Annotated in this window: 17 protein-coding genes and 1 tRNA gene; 10 read left to right on the top strand and 8 right to left on the bottom strand. The window is 68.8% G+C overall.

Going from position 1 to position 15836, the window contains the following annotated elements; translation table 11 throughout:
- Positions 1–26 precede the first annotated feature (26 nt).
- Positions 27–578: an FMN reductase gene (gene msuE / locus G5B31_RS08140; RefSeq protein WP_165015830.1), complete on the bottom strand. Its 552-nt coding sequence runs from the start codon at positions 576–578 to the stop codon at positions 27–29.
- 306 nt (positions 579–884) lie between these two features.
- Here msuE and G5B31_RS08135 point away from each other — a divergent pair, with 306 nt between their 5' ends.
- The 6 genes from G5B31_RS08135 (at position 885) to G5B31_RS08110 (ending at position 7387) form a co-directional block, all read left to right on the top strand.
- Positions 885–1496: a cupin domain-containing protein gene (locus tag G5B31_RS08135; protein WP_165015827.1), complete on the top strand. Its 612-nt coding sequence runs from the start codon at positions 885–887 to the stop codon at positions 1494–1496.
- 105 nt (positions 1497–1601) lie between these two features.
- The gene (locus G5B31_RS08130) at positions 1602–2420 is read left to right on the top strand and encodes a transporter substrate-binding domain-containing protein (protein WP_165015824.1); all 819 of its coding nucleotides are present in this window, start codon (positions 1602–1604) and stop codon (positions 2418–2420) included.
- A gap of 16 nt (positions 2421–2436) precedes the next feature.
- On the top strand, positions 2437–3162 hold the full coding sequence (locus G5B31_RS08125; RefSeq protein WP_165015821.1) for an amino acid ABC transporter permease: 726 nt from the start codon (positions 2437–2439) through the stop codon (positions 3160–3162).
- A 3-nt stretch (positions 3163–3165) separates the two neighbouring features.
- Complete coding sequence (locus tag G5B31_RS08120) at positions 3166–3888, top strand: amino acid ABC transporter ATP-binding protein (RefSeq protein ID WP_165015818.1); 723 nt, start codon at positions 3166–3168, stop codon at positions 3886–3888.
- 39 nt (positions 3889–3927) lie between these two features.
- Entirely contained in the window at positions 3928–4929 is a 1002-nt protein-coding gene (locus tag G5B31_RS08115) for an arginase family protein (RefSeq protein ID WP_165015815.1), read from the top strand.
- Between the two features lie 10 nt (positions 4930–4939).
- On the top strand, positions 4940–7387 hold the full coding sequence (locus G5B31_RS08110) for an FAD-dependent oxidoreductase (protein WP_165015813.1): 2448 nt from the start codon (positions 4940–4942) through the stop codon (positions 7385–7387).
- 51 nt (positions 7388–7438) lie between these two features.
- On the opposite strand, the gene G5B31_RS08105 is transcribed toward G5B31_RS08110, so the two are convergent.
- The 6 genes from G5B31_RS08105 to G5B31_RS08080 are packed head-to-tail and all read right to left on the bottom strand — an operon-like array spanning position 7439 to position 11409.
- Positions 7439–8206 (bottom strand): ABC transporter ATP-binding protein, encoded by a 768-nt coding sequence (locus G5B31_RS08105; RefSeq protein ID WP_240904330.1) that lies wholly within the window; start codon positions 8204–8206, stop codon positions 7439–7441.
- Positions 8203–9216 carry an iron ABC transporter permease gene (locus tag G5B31_RS08100; protein ID WP_165015807.1) on the bottom strand — a complete coding sequence of 338 codons (1014 nt, stop codon included), beginning with the start codon at positions 9214–9216 and terminating at the stop codon, positions 8203–8205. The genes G5B31_RS08105 and G5B31_RS08100 overlap by 4 nt, the downstream gene beginning before the upstream one ends.
- The gene (locus tag G5B31_RS08095) at positions 9185–10213 is read right to left on the bottom strand and encodes an iron ABC transporter substrate-binding protein (protein ID WP_165015804.1); all 1029 of its coding nucleotides are present in this window, start codon (positions 10211–10213) and stop codon (positions 9185–9187) included. The genes G5B31_RS08100 and G5B31_RS08095 overlap by 32 nt, the downstream gene beginning before the upstream one ends.
- The gene (locus G5B31_RS08090; protein WP_165015801.1) at positions 10186–10671 is read right to left on the bottom strand and encodes an SAM-dependent methyltransferase; all 486 of its coding nucleotides are present in this window, start codon (positions 10669–10671) and stop codon (positions 10186–10188) included. The genes G5B31_RS08095 and G5B31_RS08090 overlap by 28 nt, the downstream gene beginning before the upstream one ends.
- A complete protein-coding gene (locus G5B31_RS08085; RefSeq protein ID WP_165015798.1) occupies positions 10664–10873 on the bottom strand; it encodes a molybdopterin-binding protein in 210 nt (69 codons plus the stop codon). Before G5B31_RS08085 ends, G5B31_RS08090 begins: the two co-directional genes overlap by 8 nt.
- A gap of 23 nt (positions 10874–10896) precedes the next feature.
- Positions 10897–11409 carry a DUF2478 domain-containing protein gene (locus tag G5B31_RS08080; RefSeq protein ID WP_165015795.1) on the bottom strand — a complete coding sequence of 171 codons (513 nt, stop codon included), beginning with the start codon at positions 11407–11409 and terminating at the stop codon, positions 10897–10899.
- A 594-nt stretch (positions 11410–12003) separates the two neighbouring features.
- Between G5B31_RS08080 and G5B31_RS08075 the strand changes: the two genes are divergently transcribed.
- Positions 12004–12771, top strand: coding sequence for a TonB-dependent receptor domain-containing protein (locus tag G5B31_RS08075; RefSeq protein ID WP_165015792.1), 768 nt, complete (start codon positions 12004–12006; stop codon positions 12769–12771).
- Between the two features lie 72 nt (positions 12772–12843).
- Here G5B31_RS08075 and G5B31_RS08070 read toward each other — a convergent pair.
- Positions 12844–12933: transfer RNA gene (locus G5B31_RS08070), tRNA-Ser, on the bottom strand.
- 201 nt (positions 12934–13134) lie between these two features.
- Here G5B31_RS08070 and G5B31_RS08065 point away from each other — a divergent pair.
- The 3 genes from G5B31_RS08065 to tmk are packed head-to-tail and all read left to right on the top strand — an operon-like array spanning position 13135 to position 15794.
- A complete protein-coding gene (locus G5B31_RS08065; protein ID WP_240904329.1) occupies positions 13135–14007 on the top strand; it encodes an SPOR domain-containing protein in 873 nt (290 codons plus the stop codon).
- A gap of 11 nt (positions 14008–14018) precedes the next feature.
- Complete coding sequence (locus G5B31_RS08060; protein ID WP_165015786.1) at positions 14019–15173, top strand: D-alanyl-D-alanine carboxypeptidase family protein; 1155 nt, start codon at positions 14019–14021, stop codon at positions 15171–15173.
- Positions 15174–15794 (top strand): dTMP kinase, encoded by a 621-nt coding sequence (gene tmk / locus G5B31_RS08055; RefSeq protein WP_165015783.1) that lies wholly within the window; start codon positions 15174–15176, stop codon positions 15792–15794. It begins immediately after the preceding gene.
- The last annotated feature ends 42 nt before the right edge of the window (positions 15795–15836 follow it).

Below are 15836 nucleotides of genomic sequence, written 5' to 3'. Positions count from 1 at the left end.
GACGGTGTTCCGGCAGGGGGGGCGGATCAGGCGGCTGTCGCGGCGGATCGCGGCGCAACGGTTTCGGGAAGCTGGCCCACCGCGCGGTCTATGCGGGCCAACAGGGCGGGGCCTTTCGGCAGGCCATCGGCAAAATCGGCGCCCGACGCATAGATGCCGATCGGCTGGGTCGCGGCCTCGAAGAAGCCGAACAGCGGGCGCAGCTGGTGTTCGATCACCAGCGCATGTTTCTCTCCTCCTCCGGTTGCGGTCAGCAGCACCGGCTTTCCGGCAAGCGCAGCGGGGTCGAACAGGTCGAAGAGATGCTTGAAAAGGCCGGTGTAGCTGCCCTTGTAGACCGGCGTGCCGACGACCAGGACCTCCGCGGCCAGAAGGGTGTTGACGATTGCGCGCGGTTGCGGGGGCAGATCGTCCAGCGTTGCGGCGGCGCCAAGGGCAGGCTGAAGGTCGGCCAGGTCATAGGTGGCGGCGGGGATGGCAAGGCGGGCCGCCACCCGCGCCGCGACCAGATCGACAAGGGCGCGGGTCTTCGACGGGCGGTTCAGGCTTCCGGCTATTCCGACGACATGAGCGGACATGGGCGGCTCCAAAGGCGATTTCTCTTGTCGTATATCCTGCCGTTCGCGGCCCTCTCCGGCCATTCCAAAGATCGACGCCGAGGAGGAAGGAAGCTGCTTCGGGACTGACGCGCAGGAGAGGTTTTCATCCGCCTGTGCCCCGGATGCCCGGCATCGGAACCTTCGGCGACTTCCAGCCTCCTCGGGCACCCATTTGCCCCGCGACCGCGCCGGAACAGGCCCATGTGCTCCGCTGAATGCTTGCACTTTCCGCCGAAGGGATCGATTAGTTTCGGCAGCAGCGAACTTTGGCGGGATGCAGCGGATATGGTCAGGACAACGGCAAGGCAGGCGGACTCCGCCCCCGGCGAAGCCGAGGCCGCCCCGAAGCGCGATCAGCTCAACTTCGGCGGGGTGTTGCGCGAGCGGCGGCGCGCGCTCAACCTGACCCTGCACGATGTGTCCGAGAAGACCGGGCTGACCAAGGGCTTTCTCAGCGACATCGAGCGGGACAAGACCTCGCCCTCGGTCGCTTCCCTGGTCAGCCTGTGCGACGCCTTGAACCTGCCGGTCGGCGATCTTTTCGCCACCACGCGCAACGTGCTTGTCCGGGCCGCCGAGCGCCAGCCGATCAAGTTCGGCGGCATCGGCGTGTCGGATCACCTGCTGACGCCCAGCCACGGGGTCAGGATGCAGGCGATCTGGTCCGAGATCGCACCGGGCGGCACCGGCGGCGAGCAGCTCTATTCCCTGCGTTCGGAGGAGGAGCTGGTGCTGGTGATCAGCGGCGACCTGGCGCTGAACATCGAAGGCGAGGAGACGGTCCTCCATGTCGGCGATTCCATCACCTTCGACCCCCGCCGCCCCCACAGTTTCCGCAACCCCTCGCAGGAGGTGGGCACCACGGCGGTCTTCATCATGACACCGCCGCCCGCCTGAGGATTTCTGGTATTAGATTAAAAAGTTCGTAAATAGCGAAATTTCGATTGACGAACCTGCCGCACCGCTCCACGCTCCGGGAAAACCAGAACAGGGAGTCTCCAGATGACAACTCGCCTTGCCCTCGGAACCGCCGCCGCCGCGCTTCTTGCCGGCGTCGCCTCGCAGGCCCCGGCCCAGACGGCCCCTGACTTCGCCGCCGACGGTTTCTCGGTCTGCGTCGACCCGACCTTCCCGCCGATGGAATTCATGGCCGACGCCGCCGACAAGGAGCCGAGCGGTGTGGACATCGACGTCGCCCGCGCCCTTGCCGCGCTCTGGGGCGTCGAGGTCAGCTTCGTCAGCATGGATTTCGCCGGCCTCCTGCCCAGCCTGGAGGCCGGGCGCTGCGATGCGGTCATCTCGGGCACCGTCCTGCGCGAGGACCGGCTGAGGACCTTCAACGCCGTGCCTTATCTCGATACCTCGTCGGTGCTGATCGCGCCGAAAGGCTCTGCCCCGATCGCGGACATCGCCGAGCTTGCCGGGAAGACGGTCGCGGTCCAGTCGGGCACCAGCTATCCCGGCCGGATGGAAGAGCTGAATGTCCAGCTTGAAGCCGGGGGACATGCCCCGACGAAGATCCAGCAATATCCGAAGCAGAGCGATGCGATCCAGCAACTGCTGGTCGGGCGGGCGCATTACGTGGTGACCCAGGACACCGAGATCGCCTTCCGCGAATACGAGGACCCCGGCAAGTTCGACGTGGTGTTCACCATGCCGGCCGCCGCTTTCGAGCCCTTCTCGGTCTATCTGCGCAAGGATGAGGCCGAAACCGCGAAAGTCGCCGAGGCGGTGAAGGCGCTGGTCGCCGACGGCAGCCTGATGGGCATCGTGGAGAAGTGGAACCTTTCGCCCGAACAGCTGAACGGCATCGGCGAATAGGACCACCGGACGGGCCATGAACTTCGATCCTTCGACCTTCTGGGAGGCGCTGTTTTCATGGCCCTTCCTGCGCGGCGCCCTGCTGACCCTCGGGCTGACGGTCGCCGCGCATATGGCCGCGATCCTGATCGCGGTGCCGCTGGCGGTGGTGCTGAACGGGCCGCCCTCGGCCCTGCGCAAGCTGATCACCGCCTATGTCGGCTTCTTCCGCGCGGTGCCGACGCTGTTGCAGCTGCTGTTCGTCTGGAACGCGCTGCCGCAGATCTTCCCGATCTTCCGCGAGGAATGGTTCACGCCCTTCCTTGCCGCCTGGATCGCGCTGTCGCTGAACGAATCCGCCTATCAGGTCGAGATCAACCGCGCCGCGCTGTCCTCGGTCGACGGCGGGCAGATGGCGGCGGGACAGGCCATCGGGCTGAAGAAATCGCATATCTACCGCTATATCCTGCTGCCGCAGGCCCTGCGGGTGGCGCTGCCGCCGACGATGAACGAATTCATCACGCTGCTGAAGCTGACCTCGCTGGCCTCGATCATTTCCTTGCAGGAACTGATGACCGTCACCCAGATCAACGTGGCCCGCACCTTCCAGTTCTCGGAATACTATGCCGTGGCGCTGACCTGGTATCTGGTCATGGTCTACAGCCTGATGGGCCTGCAGAAGCTGGTCGAGCGCCGCTTCCGCTGGGCAAGCCGGACCGAGGCCGCCGCCTTGGCCGAAAGCCGCCGCGGCAGGGGGTGGTAGGCCATGATCAGCCTGAGAAACGTCGACAAGAACTATGGCAGCTTCCACGTGCTGAAGGACATCAGCCTGGATGTGGCCCAGGGCGAGAAGGTCGTGGTCTGCGGCCCCTCGGGATCGGGGAAATCGACCCTGATCCGCTGCATCAACCATCTGGAACCGCATGACCGCGGCGAGATCCTCCTCGACGGGCTGACCGTCGGCGCGGCGCGCGACGTGCTGGCGGTGCGCCGCACCGCCGGGATGGTGTTCCAGAACTTCAACCTGTTTCCGCATCTCACGGTGATCGAGAACTGCACCCTCGCCCCGAAGCTGGCGCATGGCATTCCCGACAGGGAGGCGCGGCGGATGGCCGAGGAATATCTGGCGCGGGTGCATATCCTGGACCAGGCCTGGAAATATCCGATCCAGCTTTCGGGCGGCCAGCAGCAGCGCGTCGCCATCGCCCGGGCGCTGTGCATGAAGCCGAAGGTGATGCTGTTCGACGAGCCGACCTCGGCGCTCGACCCGGAAATGGTGGGCGAGGTGCTGGACGTGATGGGCGAGCTGGCCGCCGAAGGGATGACCATGATCTGCGTCACCCATGAGATGGCCTTCGCCCGCCGCGTGGCCGACCGGGTGGTCTTCATGGATGCGGGCCGCATCGTCGAGGTTGCCCCGCCGGAACAGTTCTTCGCCGCGCCGCAATCGGAACGCGCGCGCGCCTTCCTGTCCCAGATCTCTCACTGACCGGGGCCGGTCCCGCACCAGACATCCAAGGAGAAAGACATGGCTGATTTCGACATCGAACAGGCAAGGAAAGAGGTCGGCCGCTGGTATTGGCACGGCATCCCCACCTTCTTCCGCTGCGACTGGAACGAGGATCCGGCGGCTGCGGACATCGCGCTGATCGGGGTGCCGCACAGCTCCGGCAACGGCTCGACCGAGCGCGACCAGCATCTGGGTCCGCGGGCGGTCAGGAACATCTCGGCGCTTTACCGGCGCAGCCACGGACGCTTCGGCATCACGCCCTGGGATCTGGTGCGGATCAACGACGCCGGCGACACGCCGCTGCCCGAGGCGATGAACAACGATGTCTCGGTCGGGCATATCGAGGCCTATGCCGCGCAGTTCCAGAAGGCGGGCACCCGGGTCGTGGCCATGGGCGGCGACCATGCGATCACCGGCCCGCTGGTCAAGGCCTGCGCCGGGGCGCATTCCGGCCTGACCGGCGGGCAGAAGGTGGCGCTGGTGCATTTCGACAGCCACACCGACACGCTGATGCACCTGCCGCACTGGCTGGGCAACAAGCGGTCGGCGGCGCATTGGGGCGCCTATCTGGTGGAAGAGGGGCATGTCGATGCCGCCCGCTCCACCCAGATCGGCATCCGTCCCAATGTCGGCACCGCCGGGTCGCTGAACACCTCGGACCAGCTCGGCTATCGCGTCGTCGGCATGGACGAGGTGGAGGAGATCGGCTGGAAGGGCGTGGTGGACATCCTGCGCGAGCGGATCGGCGACGCGCCGGTCTATGTCACCTTCGACCTCGACAGCCTCGATCCCTGCGACGCCCCCGGCGCCTCGAACCTGGAGCCGGGCTACCCCGGCATCCGCATCGGCGATGCGGTGCGGATGCTTCAGGGGCTGCGCGGGTTGAACGTGGTCGGCGGCGATGTGGTCTGCCTGATCCCGACCAAGGATAATCCGAACAAGATCACCGCGCAGAACGCTATGGTGGTCATGTTCGAGATTCTCTCGCTGATGGCCGACTATATCCACACCAACCGCTGAGGCTCCTTTCATGTCCATTCCCCAGACCGCCGAAGCCGTGATCATCGGCGGCGGTGTCGCCGGTTGTTCCATCGCCTATCACCTGACCAAGATCGGCATCACCGACGTGGTGCTGCTGGAGCGCAAGCAACTGACCTGCGGCACCACCTGGCACGCGGCGGGGCTGGTGACGCAGTTGCGCGCCACGCAGCGGATGACCGAGCTTGCGCAATACACCGGCGAGCTTTTCGGCAGGCTGGAGGAAGAGACCGGCCAGGCCACCGGCTTCAGGCGCAACGGTTCGCTGCGGCTGGCGAAGACCCCGGCGCGCTACGAGGAACTGGCGCGCGGGGCCTCGATGGGGCGCAACTTCGGCCTGCCGGTCGAGGCGCTGACGCCCGGCCAGATCAAGGAGCGGTGGTCGCCGATCAGCACCGAGGGGCTGATGGGCGGCTTCTGGTTCCCCGACGACGGCCAGGTCAACCCGGCCGACGTGACCATGGCCTATGCCAAGGGCGCGCGGATGGGCGGGGCGAAGGTGCTGGAGGGCGTCGCCGTCACCAGGATCCTGACCGCGAACGGCCGCGTGACCGGGGTGATGACCGATCAGGGCGAAATCGCCGCGAAGAAGGTGGTGATCTGCGGCGGCATGTGGTCGCGCGACCTGGCCGCCGACATCGGCGTCACCCTGCCCCTGCACGCGGCCGAGCATTTCTACGTGGTGACCGAGGCCATCCCCGACCTGCCGCGCGACCTGCCGGTGATGTTCACGGCCGACGAATGGGCCTATTACAAGGAAGACGCCGGCAAGCTGCTGGTCGGCTTCTTCGAGCCGGGCGCCAAGCCCTGGGGGCAGAACGGGATTTCCGAAAGCTTCTGCTTCGATTCCCTCCCCGAGGACATCGACCACATCGGCCCCTATCTGGAGATGGCGATGAAGCGGGTGCCGGTGCTGGAACGCACCGGGATCCAGCTTTTCTTCAACGGCCCCGAGAGTTTCACCCCCGACAACCGCTATCACCTGGGCGAGACCGCCGAGGTCCGCGGTCTCTTCTCGGCCACCGGCTTCAACTCGATCGGCATCCTGTCCTCGGGCGGGGTGGGCAAGTCGATGGCGTTGTGGATCGCCGAGGGCCATCCGCCGGTGGAACTGATCGATGTCGATGTCCGCCGCACCCAGGCGTTCCAGCGCAACCGCAAATACCTGCAGGACCGCTCGGTCGAGACCATCGGCACGCTGTTCGACATGCACTGGCCGGGGCTGCAATTCGCCACCGCCCGCGGCGTCCGCCGCTCGCCCTTCCATGACCGGATGCTGGAGGCGGGCGCCTTCATGACCGAACTGGCGGGCTGGGAGCGGCCGGGTTTCTTCGGCACGCCCGAGGAAGTGGCGCATGTCGAATATTCCTACCACCGGCCCAGCTGGTTCGGGAACGTCGCCGCCGAATGCCGGAATACCGCCGAGAACGTCTCGGTCTTCGACTACAGCTGCTTCGTCAAATACCGGGTCGAGGGGCCGGATGCGCTGGCGGCGCTGAACCACATCTGCGCCGGGGAATGCGACGTGCCGGTGGGCCGGATCGTCTATACCCAATGGCTGAACCCGCGCGGCGGGATCGAGGCCGATGTGACGGTGATCCGGCTGGCGCAAGACGCTTTCCTTGTGGTGACGGTGGCGCTGTCGCAGCGCCGCGACCTTGCCTGGTTCCGCCGCAACATCCCCGCAGGGCTGAACGTCCATATCGCCGACGTGACTTCCGGCACGGCGATGCTGGCGGTGATGGGGCCGAAGGCCCGCGAGCTGATGGCCCGCGTCTCGCCCGACGATGTCTCGAACGAGGGCTTCCCTTTCGGCACCTCGCGCGAGATCGACCTCGGCTATGCGCGCGTCCGCGCCAGCCGGCTGACCTTCGTCGGCGAGCTTGGCTTCGAGCTGATGATCGAGACCGAATTCGCCGCCCATGTCTGGGAGGTTCTGGCGGAGGCGGGCCGCGATCTGGGACTGAAACCGGCGGGCTATTTCGCGCTGAACGCGCTGCGGATGGAGAAGGGCTACCGCCACTGGGGCCATGACATCGGCGAGGAGGACACCCCCTTCAACGCAGGTCTCGGCTTCGCGGTGGCGATGGACAAGCCGGATTTCATCGGCAAGGCCGCCCTGCTGGCGCAAAAGGCCGAAGGGCCGGTCCGCCGCCGGCTGGTGCAGGTCATGCTGACCGGCGGCGCGGAGGCGCCGATGCTCTACCATCACGAGCCGCTCTGGCGCGACGGTAAGCTGGTGGGCTCGGTGATGTCGGGTGCTTATGGTCACAGGGTGGGCGCCTCGCTCGGCCTCGGCTATGTCTCGCATCCAGAGGGGGTGGCGAAGAACTGGCTGGAAACCGGCACATGGGAGGTCGAGGTCGCGATGAAACGCCATCCCATCCGGGTGCAGTTCGGTCCCTGGTATGATCCCAAGGGCGAGCGGATCCGCGCCTGACAACGGCCGGTTCCTGCCCGGCACAGACCGCCCGCAAGGGGCCGCACCGCATCAGCCGCGGAAGTGCAGCGCTCCATCCGAGAGTTCCTCGCGCCGCACGGGGATGTCGTAGAGAGTCGAGAGCTTCGTATCAGTCATCACCTCGGCAATCTTGCCGCTGGCCAGAACCCGCCCTCTCCCGACCAGAAGGGCGCATTCGCCCAGGGCTGCGGCCTGGTCGGGGTCGTGGGTCGAGAGGATCACCGCGGTGCCCCGATCCGCCATCGACCGGATCGCCTGGCCCACCCGGATGCGGTTGGCGAAGTCCAGGCTGGCGGTCGGCTCGTCCATCACCACCGTCCGCGCGCCCTGCGCCAGCGCGCGGGCGATCAGGATCATCTGGCGCTGGCCGCCGGAAAGCCGGGTGATCTCCTCGCCGGCCAGTCCGGCGATGCCGAGGGCTCCCATTGCCGCCATCGCCCGCGCGATCTCGGCCCGGCCGGGGCGGGCGAAGGGGCCGAGGTGGGCGGAGGCGCCCATCAGCACCAGTTCGAGGGCGCGGAAGGCGAAGGGGGTGGACAGGCTCTGCGGCACATGGGCCAGCGCCCGGGCGACCTCGGTCCGCGGCATCGGGGCCAGGGGGCGGCCCTCCAGCAGGATTTCGCCTGACAGAGGTGGAAGCAGGCCGAGGAGCGTGCGGAAGAGCGTCGTCTTGCCGGCGCCGTTGGGGCCGAGGAGGCAGAGGACCTGCCCGGGTTCCAGTGTCAGGTCGATGCCGGACAGCACCGGCCTGTTGCCATGGCCGACCGTCAGGCCGCGGGCCTGCAAGAGCGGTGTCATTCCGCCCATCCCCGGCTGCCCCGCGCCAGCAGCCAGACGAAGACCGGCGCGCCGAGGACGGCGGTCAGGATGCCCAGAGGCACTTCCATCTGGGCGATGGAACGGGCGGCGGTGTCGACCAGCACCATGAACCCGGCGCCGATCAGGGTGGCGGCGGGCAGCAGCCGGTCGAAGCGCGGGCCGGTCAGCAGCCGGGCCATATGCGGCACCATCAGGCCGATCCAGCCGACCACGCCGGCCATCGACACCGCGGCGGAGGTCATCAGCGTGGCGCAGGCGATGATCAGCAGCCGCAGGCGCGTGGCCTCCACCCCCAAAGTCTTCGCCTCGTCGTTGCCGAGCGCAAGCAAGCCGATCCGCCAGCGCAGCAACACCAGCGGCATGAGGCCGGCGACGATGGCGGGCAGGGCGGCGGCGACATCGGTGCGTTTGGCCCCGGCGAGGCTGCCCATCAGCCAGAAGGTGATGGCGGGCAGTTGCTGCTCGGGGTCGGCCAGCAGCTTCACCAGCGAAATCCCGGCCCCGGCCAGCGCCCCCACCGCGATGCCGCACAGCACCATGACCAGCACCTGCCCGCCGCCGCGCAGCGAGAAGGACAGCACAAGCACCAGCGCCACGGTGGCCAGCCCGGTGGCGAAGCCGGTCAGCTGGATCGCCAGCACCGGCAGGCCGAGGAGGATGCCGAGCACCGCCCCGAACCCCGCCCCGGCCGAGACGCCCAGGATGTCGGGCGAGACCAGCGGGTTGCGGAAGGCGGTCTGGTAGGCGGTGCCGGCGGCGGCCAGCGCGGCCCCCACCAAAGCCGCGGCGAAGACCCGCGGCAGGCGGATGTTCCACAGCACGGTGGCGGATTGGGCATCGCCGCCGCCTGCCAGCACCTCGGCGATCCGGCGCAGCGACAGCGGGAAGGGACCGATGGCGATCCCCGCCAGCAGCGCAAGGGCGAGGCCGGCCAGCAGCAGCGGGGCAAGGCTGCGCTCAGTCACCCAGCAGCGCCGAAAGGGCGGCATCGTCGGGCGTCACGCCGTAGAAGAGGCCGTAGAACGCCGCCACATCGGCCCGCAGGTCGCCCTCGGCGTGGTCGGGGTAGAACTTGTGCGCCAGCCATTTCAGCCCGATCAGCCGGTTGACCGAAGGGGGCCGGTCGATGAAGCCGAAGGGCGCGGCGGGGGCCAGGTAGACCCGGCCGTTCGCCACCGCCGGGATGCCCTGCCATTCCGGCATGGTGCCGACCTTGGCGGCGAAATCGCGGTCGATGGTGATGATCACCTCGGGCGCCCAGGCCTGCACCTGTTCGGGCGAGACGGTGGCGAGGTTGCCGGTGCCCTCTTCCGCCACGTTGCGGCCGCCGACCCGCTCGATGATCTCGGCGTTGATCGAGCCCTTGGTGGCGGTCTCCAGCCCCTCCGGCCCGCGGGCGAGGTAGACCGAGGGCCGCTCCTCGGGGATTTCCGCCAGCAGCGCGTCGGTCTCGGCCAGCACCGTCTCGGCATAGGTCGCCAGTTCCTCGGCCCGTTCGGGCACCGCCAGCACCTCGCCCATCTGCCGGATCGACTGCGGCAGCGCCGCGAAGGAACCGTCGATCAGGACGTAGGGCACGCCCGACTGCTCCTGCACCCGGGCAGCGAGGTCCTTGTAAGTGGCGTTGACCGAGCCGTAGTCGACGATCAGCTCGGGCGTCGCGGTCAGCAGCACCTCCAGGTTCAGCGTATCGCCCTTGCCGGTCAGCTGGCCGAGTTCCGGCAGCGCCGCCGCCCCGGGCCGCAGGAAGGGCAGGTCGTCCGGCTTCGGCGCGCGGACCCAGCCGACCATGCTGTCCGGCTTCAGCACGTAGAGCAGGGTCGAGGCCGGCGGGCCGGCGGCGAAGACCCGGGCGGGGTTCTCCGGCACCAGCACATCGCGGCCGGTGGCATCGGTAAAGGAGCGGCCGTCAAAGGCCAGCGCCGGCAGGGCCACCAGCGCGGCAAGGGCCGCGGCTTTCAGCGCGGTTGCGGGGAAGTATCGCACCAGAGGGCTCCGAATTCGGGTTTGAGGTCGATCAGCGGGGTCCCGTCCACGCAGTCAAGACCGCGGACGGTCAGCACCTTGCCCTCGACGCCAAGAAGCCGCACCACCGAGGAGGCGACGGGGTTCGGCCGCAGCGGCGAGCGGATGGCGAAGGTGCCGATGGAACTGTCGGTAAAGGCCGGGTTCTGCCGCACCGCATCGCGGCGCGACAGGTGCATCCAGTAGAGCACCTGCAGGTTCAGGTGCTTGCCGATCCCGTCCAGCGCGGCGGCCCAGCGGTCGTCCACCTCGATCCGGCAGGGCGGGCCGGTCTCGATGTCGCCGCGCTTCGGGCAGTCGCTGCGCTGCGCCCAAGGGGTGCGGATGCGGCCGATGAACCAGAGCCCGGCGTCGAAGGCCTCGGGCAGGGCGACGGCTTCCTCATGCGGGCGCAGCGGATCGGCCAGGGCCTCAGTCATCGACCCCGACCATCACGTCCGAGGCCTTGATCACCGCGGCGGCGGGCTTGCCGACCGCCAGCCCCAGTTCCTGCACCGCCGCATTGGTGATCGAGGCGGTGACGATGGTGCCGCCGATGTCGATCCGGACATGGCTGGTCACCGCGCCGGTGACGATCTCCACCACCTTGCCGCGCAGGACGTTCCGGGCGCTGAGTTTCATCGGTCTTCTCCCCTTCGGACAGGTCAGGCGGCCCGGGCGCGGCAGGCGGCGCGCAGCCAGTCCATCACCCGGTCGGCATCGGCCTCCAGCGGCAGCGCGGTGCCGCCGGCGAAGGCGAGAAAGGCCGAACGCCATTCCGGCGAGACGCCGACCAGCACCGGCTGCCCGGCGGCGCAGGCGCGGCCGATGGCCTCGACCAGCCCGCGGCCCGCGGCCTCCTGCTTGCCGAACTTGTTCACCACCAGCGCCTGCGCCATCGGCAGACGGTCGTGCACCACGATCACCGCCTCTTCCAGCGCGCCGGCGTCCAGCCGGCAGCCGGTGGCGCCGGGGCCGAGGTCCATGCTGACGTTGTGGATCGGGCCGTCGGGCAGCAGGTTCAGCACGATCTCGCATTTCTGCTGCGGCATGTCGGGACCGACGGGCTGCACCGTCCCGGCCAGCCGGATGCCTTCGCGCCCCGCGCGTTCGGCCACTTCGGACAGGATGCGGTTGGTCTGCCGGTCCTGATCGGAACTGACGTATCGGATGTCCATCTCGGCCCCTCGCGAGTCGGGCCCCTATCACCGGGGCACGATATGTATGATGAAACATATCATCCCCGGCTTGCAAGCCGGAAGCGGCCGGACCGCCGCCGATGCAGCGATGCCACAGTGGTGTTGCCGCCGCGAAGGCGGGGGTCTTGCCGGGCGGATTGGATATGTTTCTGTAAACATAACAATTCGGCAGACCTTCCCCGAAGCTGCGCCCGAGGAGGAGGAGGAACCCCGCCGATGAGACTGCCCAAAAGCCTGCTGCACCGCCTGATCCTTGCCGGGGCCGCGATCCCCGGCTGGCGCTCTACACCCACACCGACCTGGGCGGCAGCTATGTGAAGACGCGGGTCTACTACAACACCTTCGACAACACCCTGTCGGCCTGGGACGACCCGGATCACGACACCCAGACCGTGGGACGCGCCTTCGACAGCGTCTACGACGACCATTCCCTGGGGGCGAGCGCCGAATACGGCCTGACCCTCGGCGCGCACGAGTTGAAGTTCGCCCTGCATTTCCGCCGCGACGTGCACAAGGAGACCAACTATCCGACCAACGGCACGCCGCCCGACCACCAGCCCGGGCCGCCCGAAAGTGGAGACCGAGGCGCTGGACGGACAGCTGGCCGCGATCTGGACGCCGGACGCGGGCGGCGCCTTCCATGCCAGCATCTCGTCCCGCACCAGCTTCCCGACGCTGTTCCACCGCTACAGCACCCGCTTCGGCACCTTCGAGCCGAACCCCGACCTGAAGGCCGAACGCGCCACCAACGTGGAACTCGGCTACAGCGGCGACCTCGGGCCGGTCACTCTGGAAGGCGCGGTCTTCTACAGCCGGGTGGAGGATCTGATCCAGTCGGTCGTCTACGACAACAGCGACCCGGCCAACGTGATCTCGCAGCAGCAGAACGTCGGCAGGGGCACCTTCAAGGGCCTGGAACTGGCGGCCGGCTGGGAGGTGAACGACCGTCTCGGCCTGACGGCGAACTACACCTGGATCGATGCCGACATCGAGGACCCGCTGATCGCCGGGCTGCGGATCACCGACATCCCCGCCCACAAGCTCTACCTGGCGCTGGACTGGCAGGCGACAGATACCCTGACCCTGACCCCCTCGGTCGAGGTCTACGGCCCGCGCTGGTCCGACCCCGCCGCCGGCCAGCCGCGCGGCACCAGCCCGAGCTATGTCTACAGCCGGATGGGCGGCTTCGGCCTCGCCAACCTTTCCGCCAGCTGGAAGGTAAACGAGAACGCCGCGGTGGACTTCGGCATCCGCAGCCTGTTCGACCGCAACGTCCAGGTGGTGGAGGGCTACCCCGAACCCGGCCGGAGCTTCTTCCTGACCTCACAGATCAGGTTCTGACGGGGCGGGGGCGGGCCCGCCGCTAAGGGAAGGAAATCGGCGGGAATCGGCGCTCCCGGTTTTATACCTAAGTGGCGGAGGAGGTGGGATTCGAACCCACGGTGGGCTTGCGCCCACGTCGGTTTTCAAGACCGGTGCGATAGACCACTCCGCCACTCCTCCGACCGGCACGGGCTTACGCAGGCGGGGGTGATTCTGAAAGAGCACGGTTGCGGTGAAATCCGCTGATCGTGAAGCCGGCAGGGCCGCTCGGGCCTTTCCAGCGCGGGGCGGCGCCGGTATGATGCCCGCCGGAACCGGCCCGGGCGCGCCCGCGGCAGGGCAATCAGCGCGGCGGCAAGACCGCGCATGCGAGAGGGCATGATGGCAAGGGCATCCTACAGGCTGATCCTTCTGGTTTCCGCCGCCGCACTGGCGCTTGGCGGCTGCGTGGAGGGGGCGGGGGGCGGCACCAAATCCGCGGCGGGCGGCGAAGCCCCTGCGAAGACACAGAAATCCACCCGGCTGGTCGACCGCGACGTCGAGGCGCCCAACGTCTTCCAGGTCACCGAGGATGCGCTCTGGGACGGCCGGCCCTCCTTGGGCGGCGTCTGGGTCGCCTCGCCCGACGCCAAGGACCCCGAGCGGGTGATCATGCGCAACCCGGCCAACGGCAAGTTCGTCATCGGCGCGCTGTTCCGGCGCGAGCGCGACAATCCCGGGCCGAAGCTGCAGATCTCCTCGGACGCCGCCGCCGCCCTGGGGATGCTGGCGGGGGCGCCGGCGAAACTCTCGGTGACGGCGCTGCGGCGCGAGGAGGCGCCGGCCGCGGCCCCGACCTCGCCGATCCTCGACAGCGCCGAGACGGTGGCCTCTGCGCCGGCCGCCGGGGCCAAGCCGGGGGCGATCGACGGCGGCGGGGTGGCGACGCAGCCGCTGGACGCGCCGCAGCCCGCGGCTCCGGCCAAGAAGGGCCCGGCGGCCACCGCCGCCACGGCCGCCGCGGCCATCGACGCCGCCGCGCCGGCACCGGCCCCGGCGGCCTCGGGCGGAAGGCCGATCCAGATCGGCATCTTCTCGGTCGAGGCCAATGCCAAGCGCGCGGTCGACACCCTCGCCAAGGCCGGCGTCCCGGCCGAGGTCCGCAGTGAGAACGCCAAGGGCAAGTCCTTCTGGTCGGTGATCGCCCGCGGCGATGCCGCTACGCTGAAGAAGATCAAGTCGGCGGGCTTCGCCGACGCCTATCTGCTGAAATGACAGGAGCCCCCATGCTGCACCGCCTGCGCCTGGCCCTCATCCTGCTGATCGCCGCAACCCTGCCGGCGCGCGCCTTCGAGACCCAGGCCACCGCCGCCTGGGTCTACGACGTCACCACGCATACGGTGCTGATGGACAAGAACGCCGACGAGCCGGTGCCCCCCGCCAGCATGTCGAAGCTGATGACGATCAACATGCTGTTCGAGGCGCTGCGCGACGGCCGGGTGCAGCTGGACACCAGCTTCGCCGTCTCCTCCCGCGCCAAGGCCATGGGCGGGTCGACCATGTTCCTGCAGGAAAGCGACCGCCCCACGGTGGAGGAGCTGATCCACGGCATGATCGTCAACTCGGGCAACGACGCCTGCGTCGTGGTCGCCGAGGGGCTGGCGGGCACCGAGGAGGCCTTCGCCGCGCAGATGACCGAACGGGGCAAGGCGCTCGGCCTGACGGCATCGACCTTCGCCAATGCCTCCGGCTGGCCGGACCCGCGGCAGCGGATGTCGATGCGCGACCTCGGCATCATCGCCCGGCGGCTGATCGAGGAATTCCCGGAATACTACCCGGTCTTCGCCGAGACCGAGTTCAACTACAAGGACCGCGCGCCCGACAACCGCTTCAACCGCAATCCCCTGCTGAAGCTGGGGATCGGGGCGGACGGGCTGAAGACCGGCCATACCTCCGAGGCGGGCTATGGTCTCGTCGGGTCGGCCAAGCAGGGCGACCGCCGGATCATCTTCGCCATCACCGGCCTGCCCTCGGAGACCGCCCGGGCCGAGGAGGCCGAGCGGATCGTCGCCTGGGCCTTCCGCCAGTTCGCCGAGAAGACGGTGGCCAAGGCCGGGGTCCGGGTGGCCGAGGCCGAGGTCTTCCTGGGCGAGGCCGCCACCGTGGGCCTGGTTCCGGCCGAGGACCTGCGCCTCTTGGTCCCCGCGCTGGTGCAGGACAAGGTGGAGGCCGAGGTGATCTACAAGGGCCCGCTGATGGCCCCGGTCGAAGCCGGCGTGCCGGTGGCCGAGCTGGTGATCCACGTCCCCGGCCTGCCCGACCATCAGGTCCAGCTGGTGGCCGAGGCGCCGGTGGCCAAGGCGGGCTTCCTGGGCCGGCTGACCACCGCGGCGGGCGCGCTTTACGACCGCTACCTGGGCGCCGGCGCTCCCGCATCCTGAATGGCGGGGCTGTTCCTCTCTCTCGAAGGCATCGACGGCTCCGGCAAGTCGACGCAGGGGCGACTCCTGCATCAGGCGCTGCTGGCGCGCGGCCATGACACGGTGCTGACGCGCGAGCCCGGCGGCAGCCCGGGGGCCGAGGAAATCCGCCGGCTGGTGCTGGAAGGCGACCCCGACCGCTGGTCGGCCGAGACCGAGATCCTGCTCTTCACCGCCGCCCGCCGCGACCATCTGGAAAAGACCATAAGGCCCGCGCTGGCCCGCGGCGCGGTGGTGATCTGCGACCGCTTCGCCGACAGCACCCGCATCTTCCAGGGCATCACCCGCGGCGACCTGACGGCCACGGTGGACCGGCTGCACGAGCTGATGATCGGGGTGGAGCCCGACCTGACGCTGCTCTTCGACATCGACCCCGGGGTCGGCCTGTCCCGCGCGCAGGCGCGCAAGGGCCACGAGATGCGGTTCGAGGACATGGGCCTGGCCTTCCAGACCCGCGCCCGCGCCGGGTTTCTCGCACTCGCGGACCGCTTCCCCCGCTACCGCGTGATCGACGGCGCCCGCCCGGCGGAGACGGTGGCCGAGGAGGTTCTGGCACTGGTGCTGCCGCATCTCACCCCGTAGGGCCGGGTTCACCCCGCCTCCCCTTGCCGGACCGGGGACGGC

Origin of the sequence: Rhodobacter sp. SGA-6-6, from assembly GCF_011043545.1 — a bacterium.
In the GTDB taxonomy this organism is placed as follows: domain Bacteria; phylum Pseudomonadota; class Alphaproteobacteria; order Rhodobacterales; family Rhodobacteraceae; genus Pseudogemmobacter.
The sequence above is the reverse complement of the archived record's forward strand: the minus strand, read 5'-3'. Positions and strand labels throughout refer to the sequence as shown.

Coding starts and splice junctions, on each gene's coding strand:
- msuE (WP_165015830.1), bottom strand. CDS start 578: ATGTCCGCTCATGTCGTCGGAATAGCCGGAAGCCTGAACCGCCCGTCG.
- G5B31_RS08135 (WP_165015827.1), top strand. CDS start 885: ATGGTCAGGACAACGGCAAGGCAGGCGGACTCCGCCCCCGGCGAAGCC.
- G5B31_RS08130 (WP_165015824.1), top strand. CDS start 1,602: ATGACAACTCGCCTTGCCCTCGGAACCGCCGCCGCCGCGCTTCTTGCC.
- G5B31_RS08125 (WP_165015821.1), top strand. CDS start 2,437: ATGAACTTCGATCCTTCGACCTTCTGGGAGGCGCTGTTTTCATGGCCC.
- G5B31_RS08120 (WP_165015818.1), top strand. CDS start 3,166: ATGATCAGCCTGAGAAACGTCGACAAGAACTATGGCAGCTTCCACGTG.
- G5B31_RS08115 (WP_165015815.1), top strand. CDS start 3,928: ATGGCTGATTTCGACATCGAACAGGCAAGGAAAGAGGTCGGCCGCTGG.
- G5B31_RS08110 (WP_165015813.1), top strand. CDS start 4,940: ATGTCCATTCCCCAGACCGCCGAAGCCGTGATCATCGGCGGCGGTGTC.
- G5B31_RS08105 (WP_240904330.1), bottom strand. CDS start 8,206: ATGACACCGCTCTTGCAGGCCCGCGGCCTGACGGTCGGCCATGGCAAC.
- G5B31_RS08100 (WP_165015807.1), bottom strand. CDS start 9,216: ATGCCGCCCTTTCGGCGCTGCTGGGTGACTGAGCGCAGCCTTGCCCCG.
- G5B31_RS08090 (WP_165015801.1), bottom strand. CDS start 10,671: ATGACTGAGGCCCTGGCCGATCCGCTGCGCCCGCATGAGGAAGCCGTC.
- G5B31_RS08085 (WP_165015798.1), bottom strand. CDS start 10,873: ATGAAACTCAGCGCCCGGAACGTCCTGCGCGGCAAGGTGGTGGAGATC.
- G5B31_RS08080 (WP_165015795.1), bottom strand. CDS start 11,409: ATGGACATCCGATACGTCAGTTCCGATCAGGACCGGCAGACCAACCGC.
- G5B31_RS08065 (WP_240904329.1), top strand. CDS start 13,135: ATGGCAAGGGCATCCTACAGGCTGATCCTTCTGGTTTCCGCCGCCGCA.
- G5B31_RS08060 (WP_165015786.1), top strand. CDS start 14,019: ATGCTGCACCGCCTGCGCCTGGCCCTCATCCTGCTGATCGCCGCAACC.
- tmk (WP_165015783.1), top strand. CDS start 15,174: ATGGCGGGGCTGTTCCTCTCTCTCGAAGGCATCGACGGCTCCGGCAAG.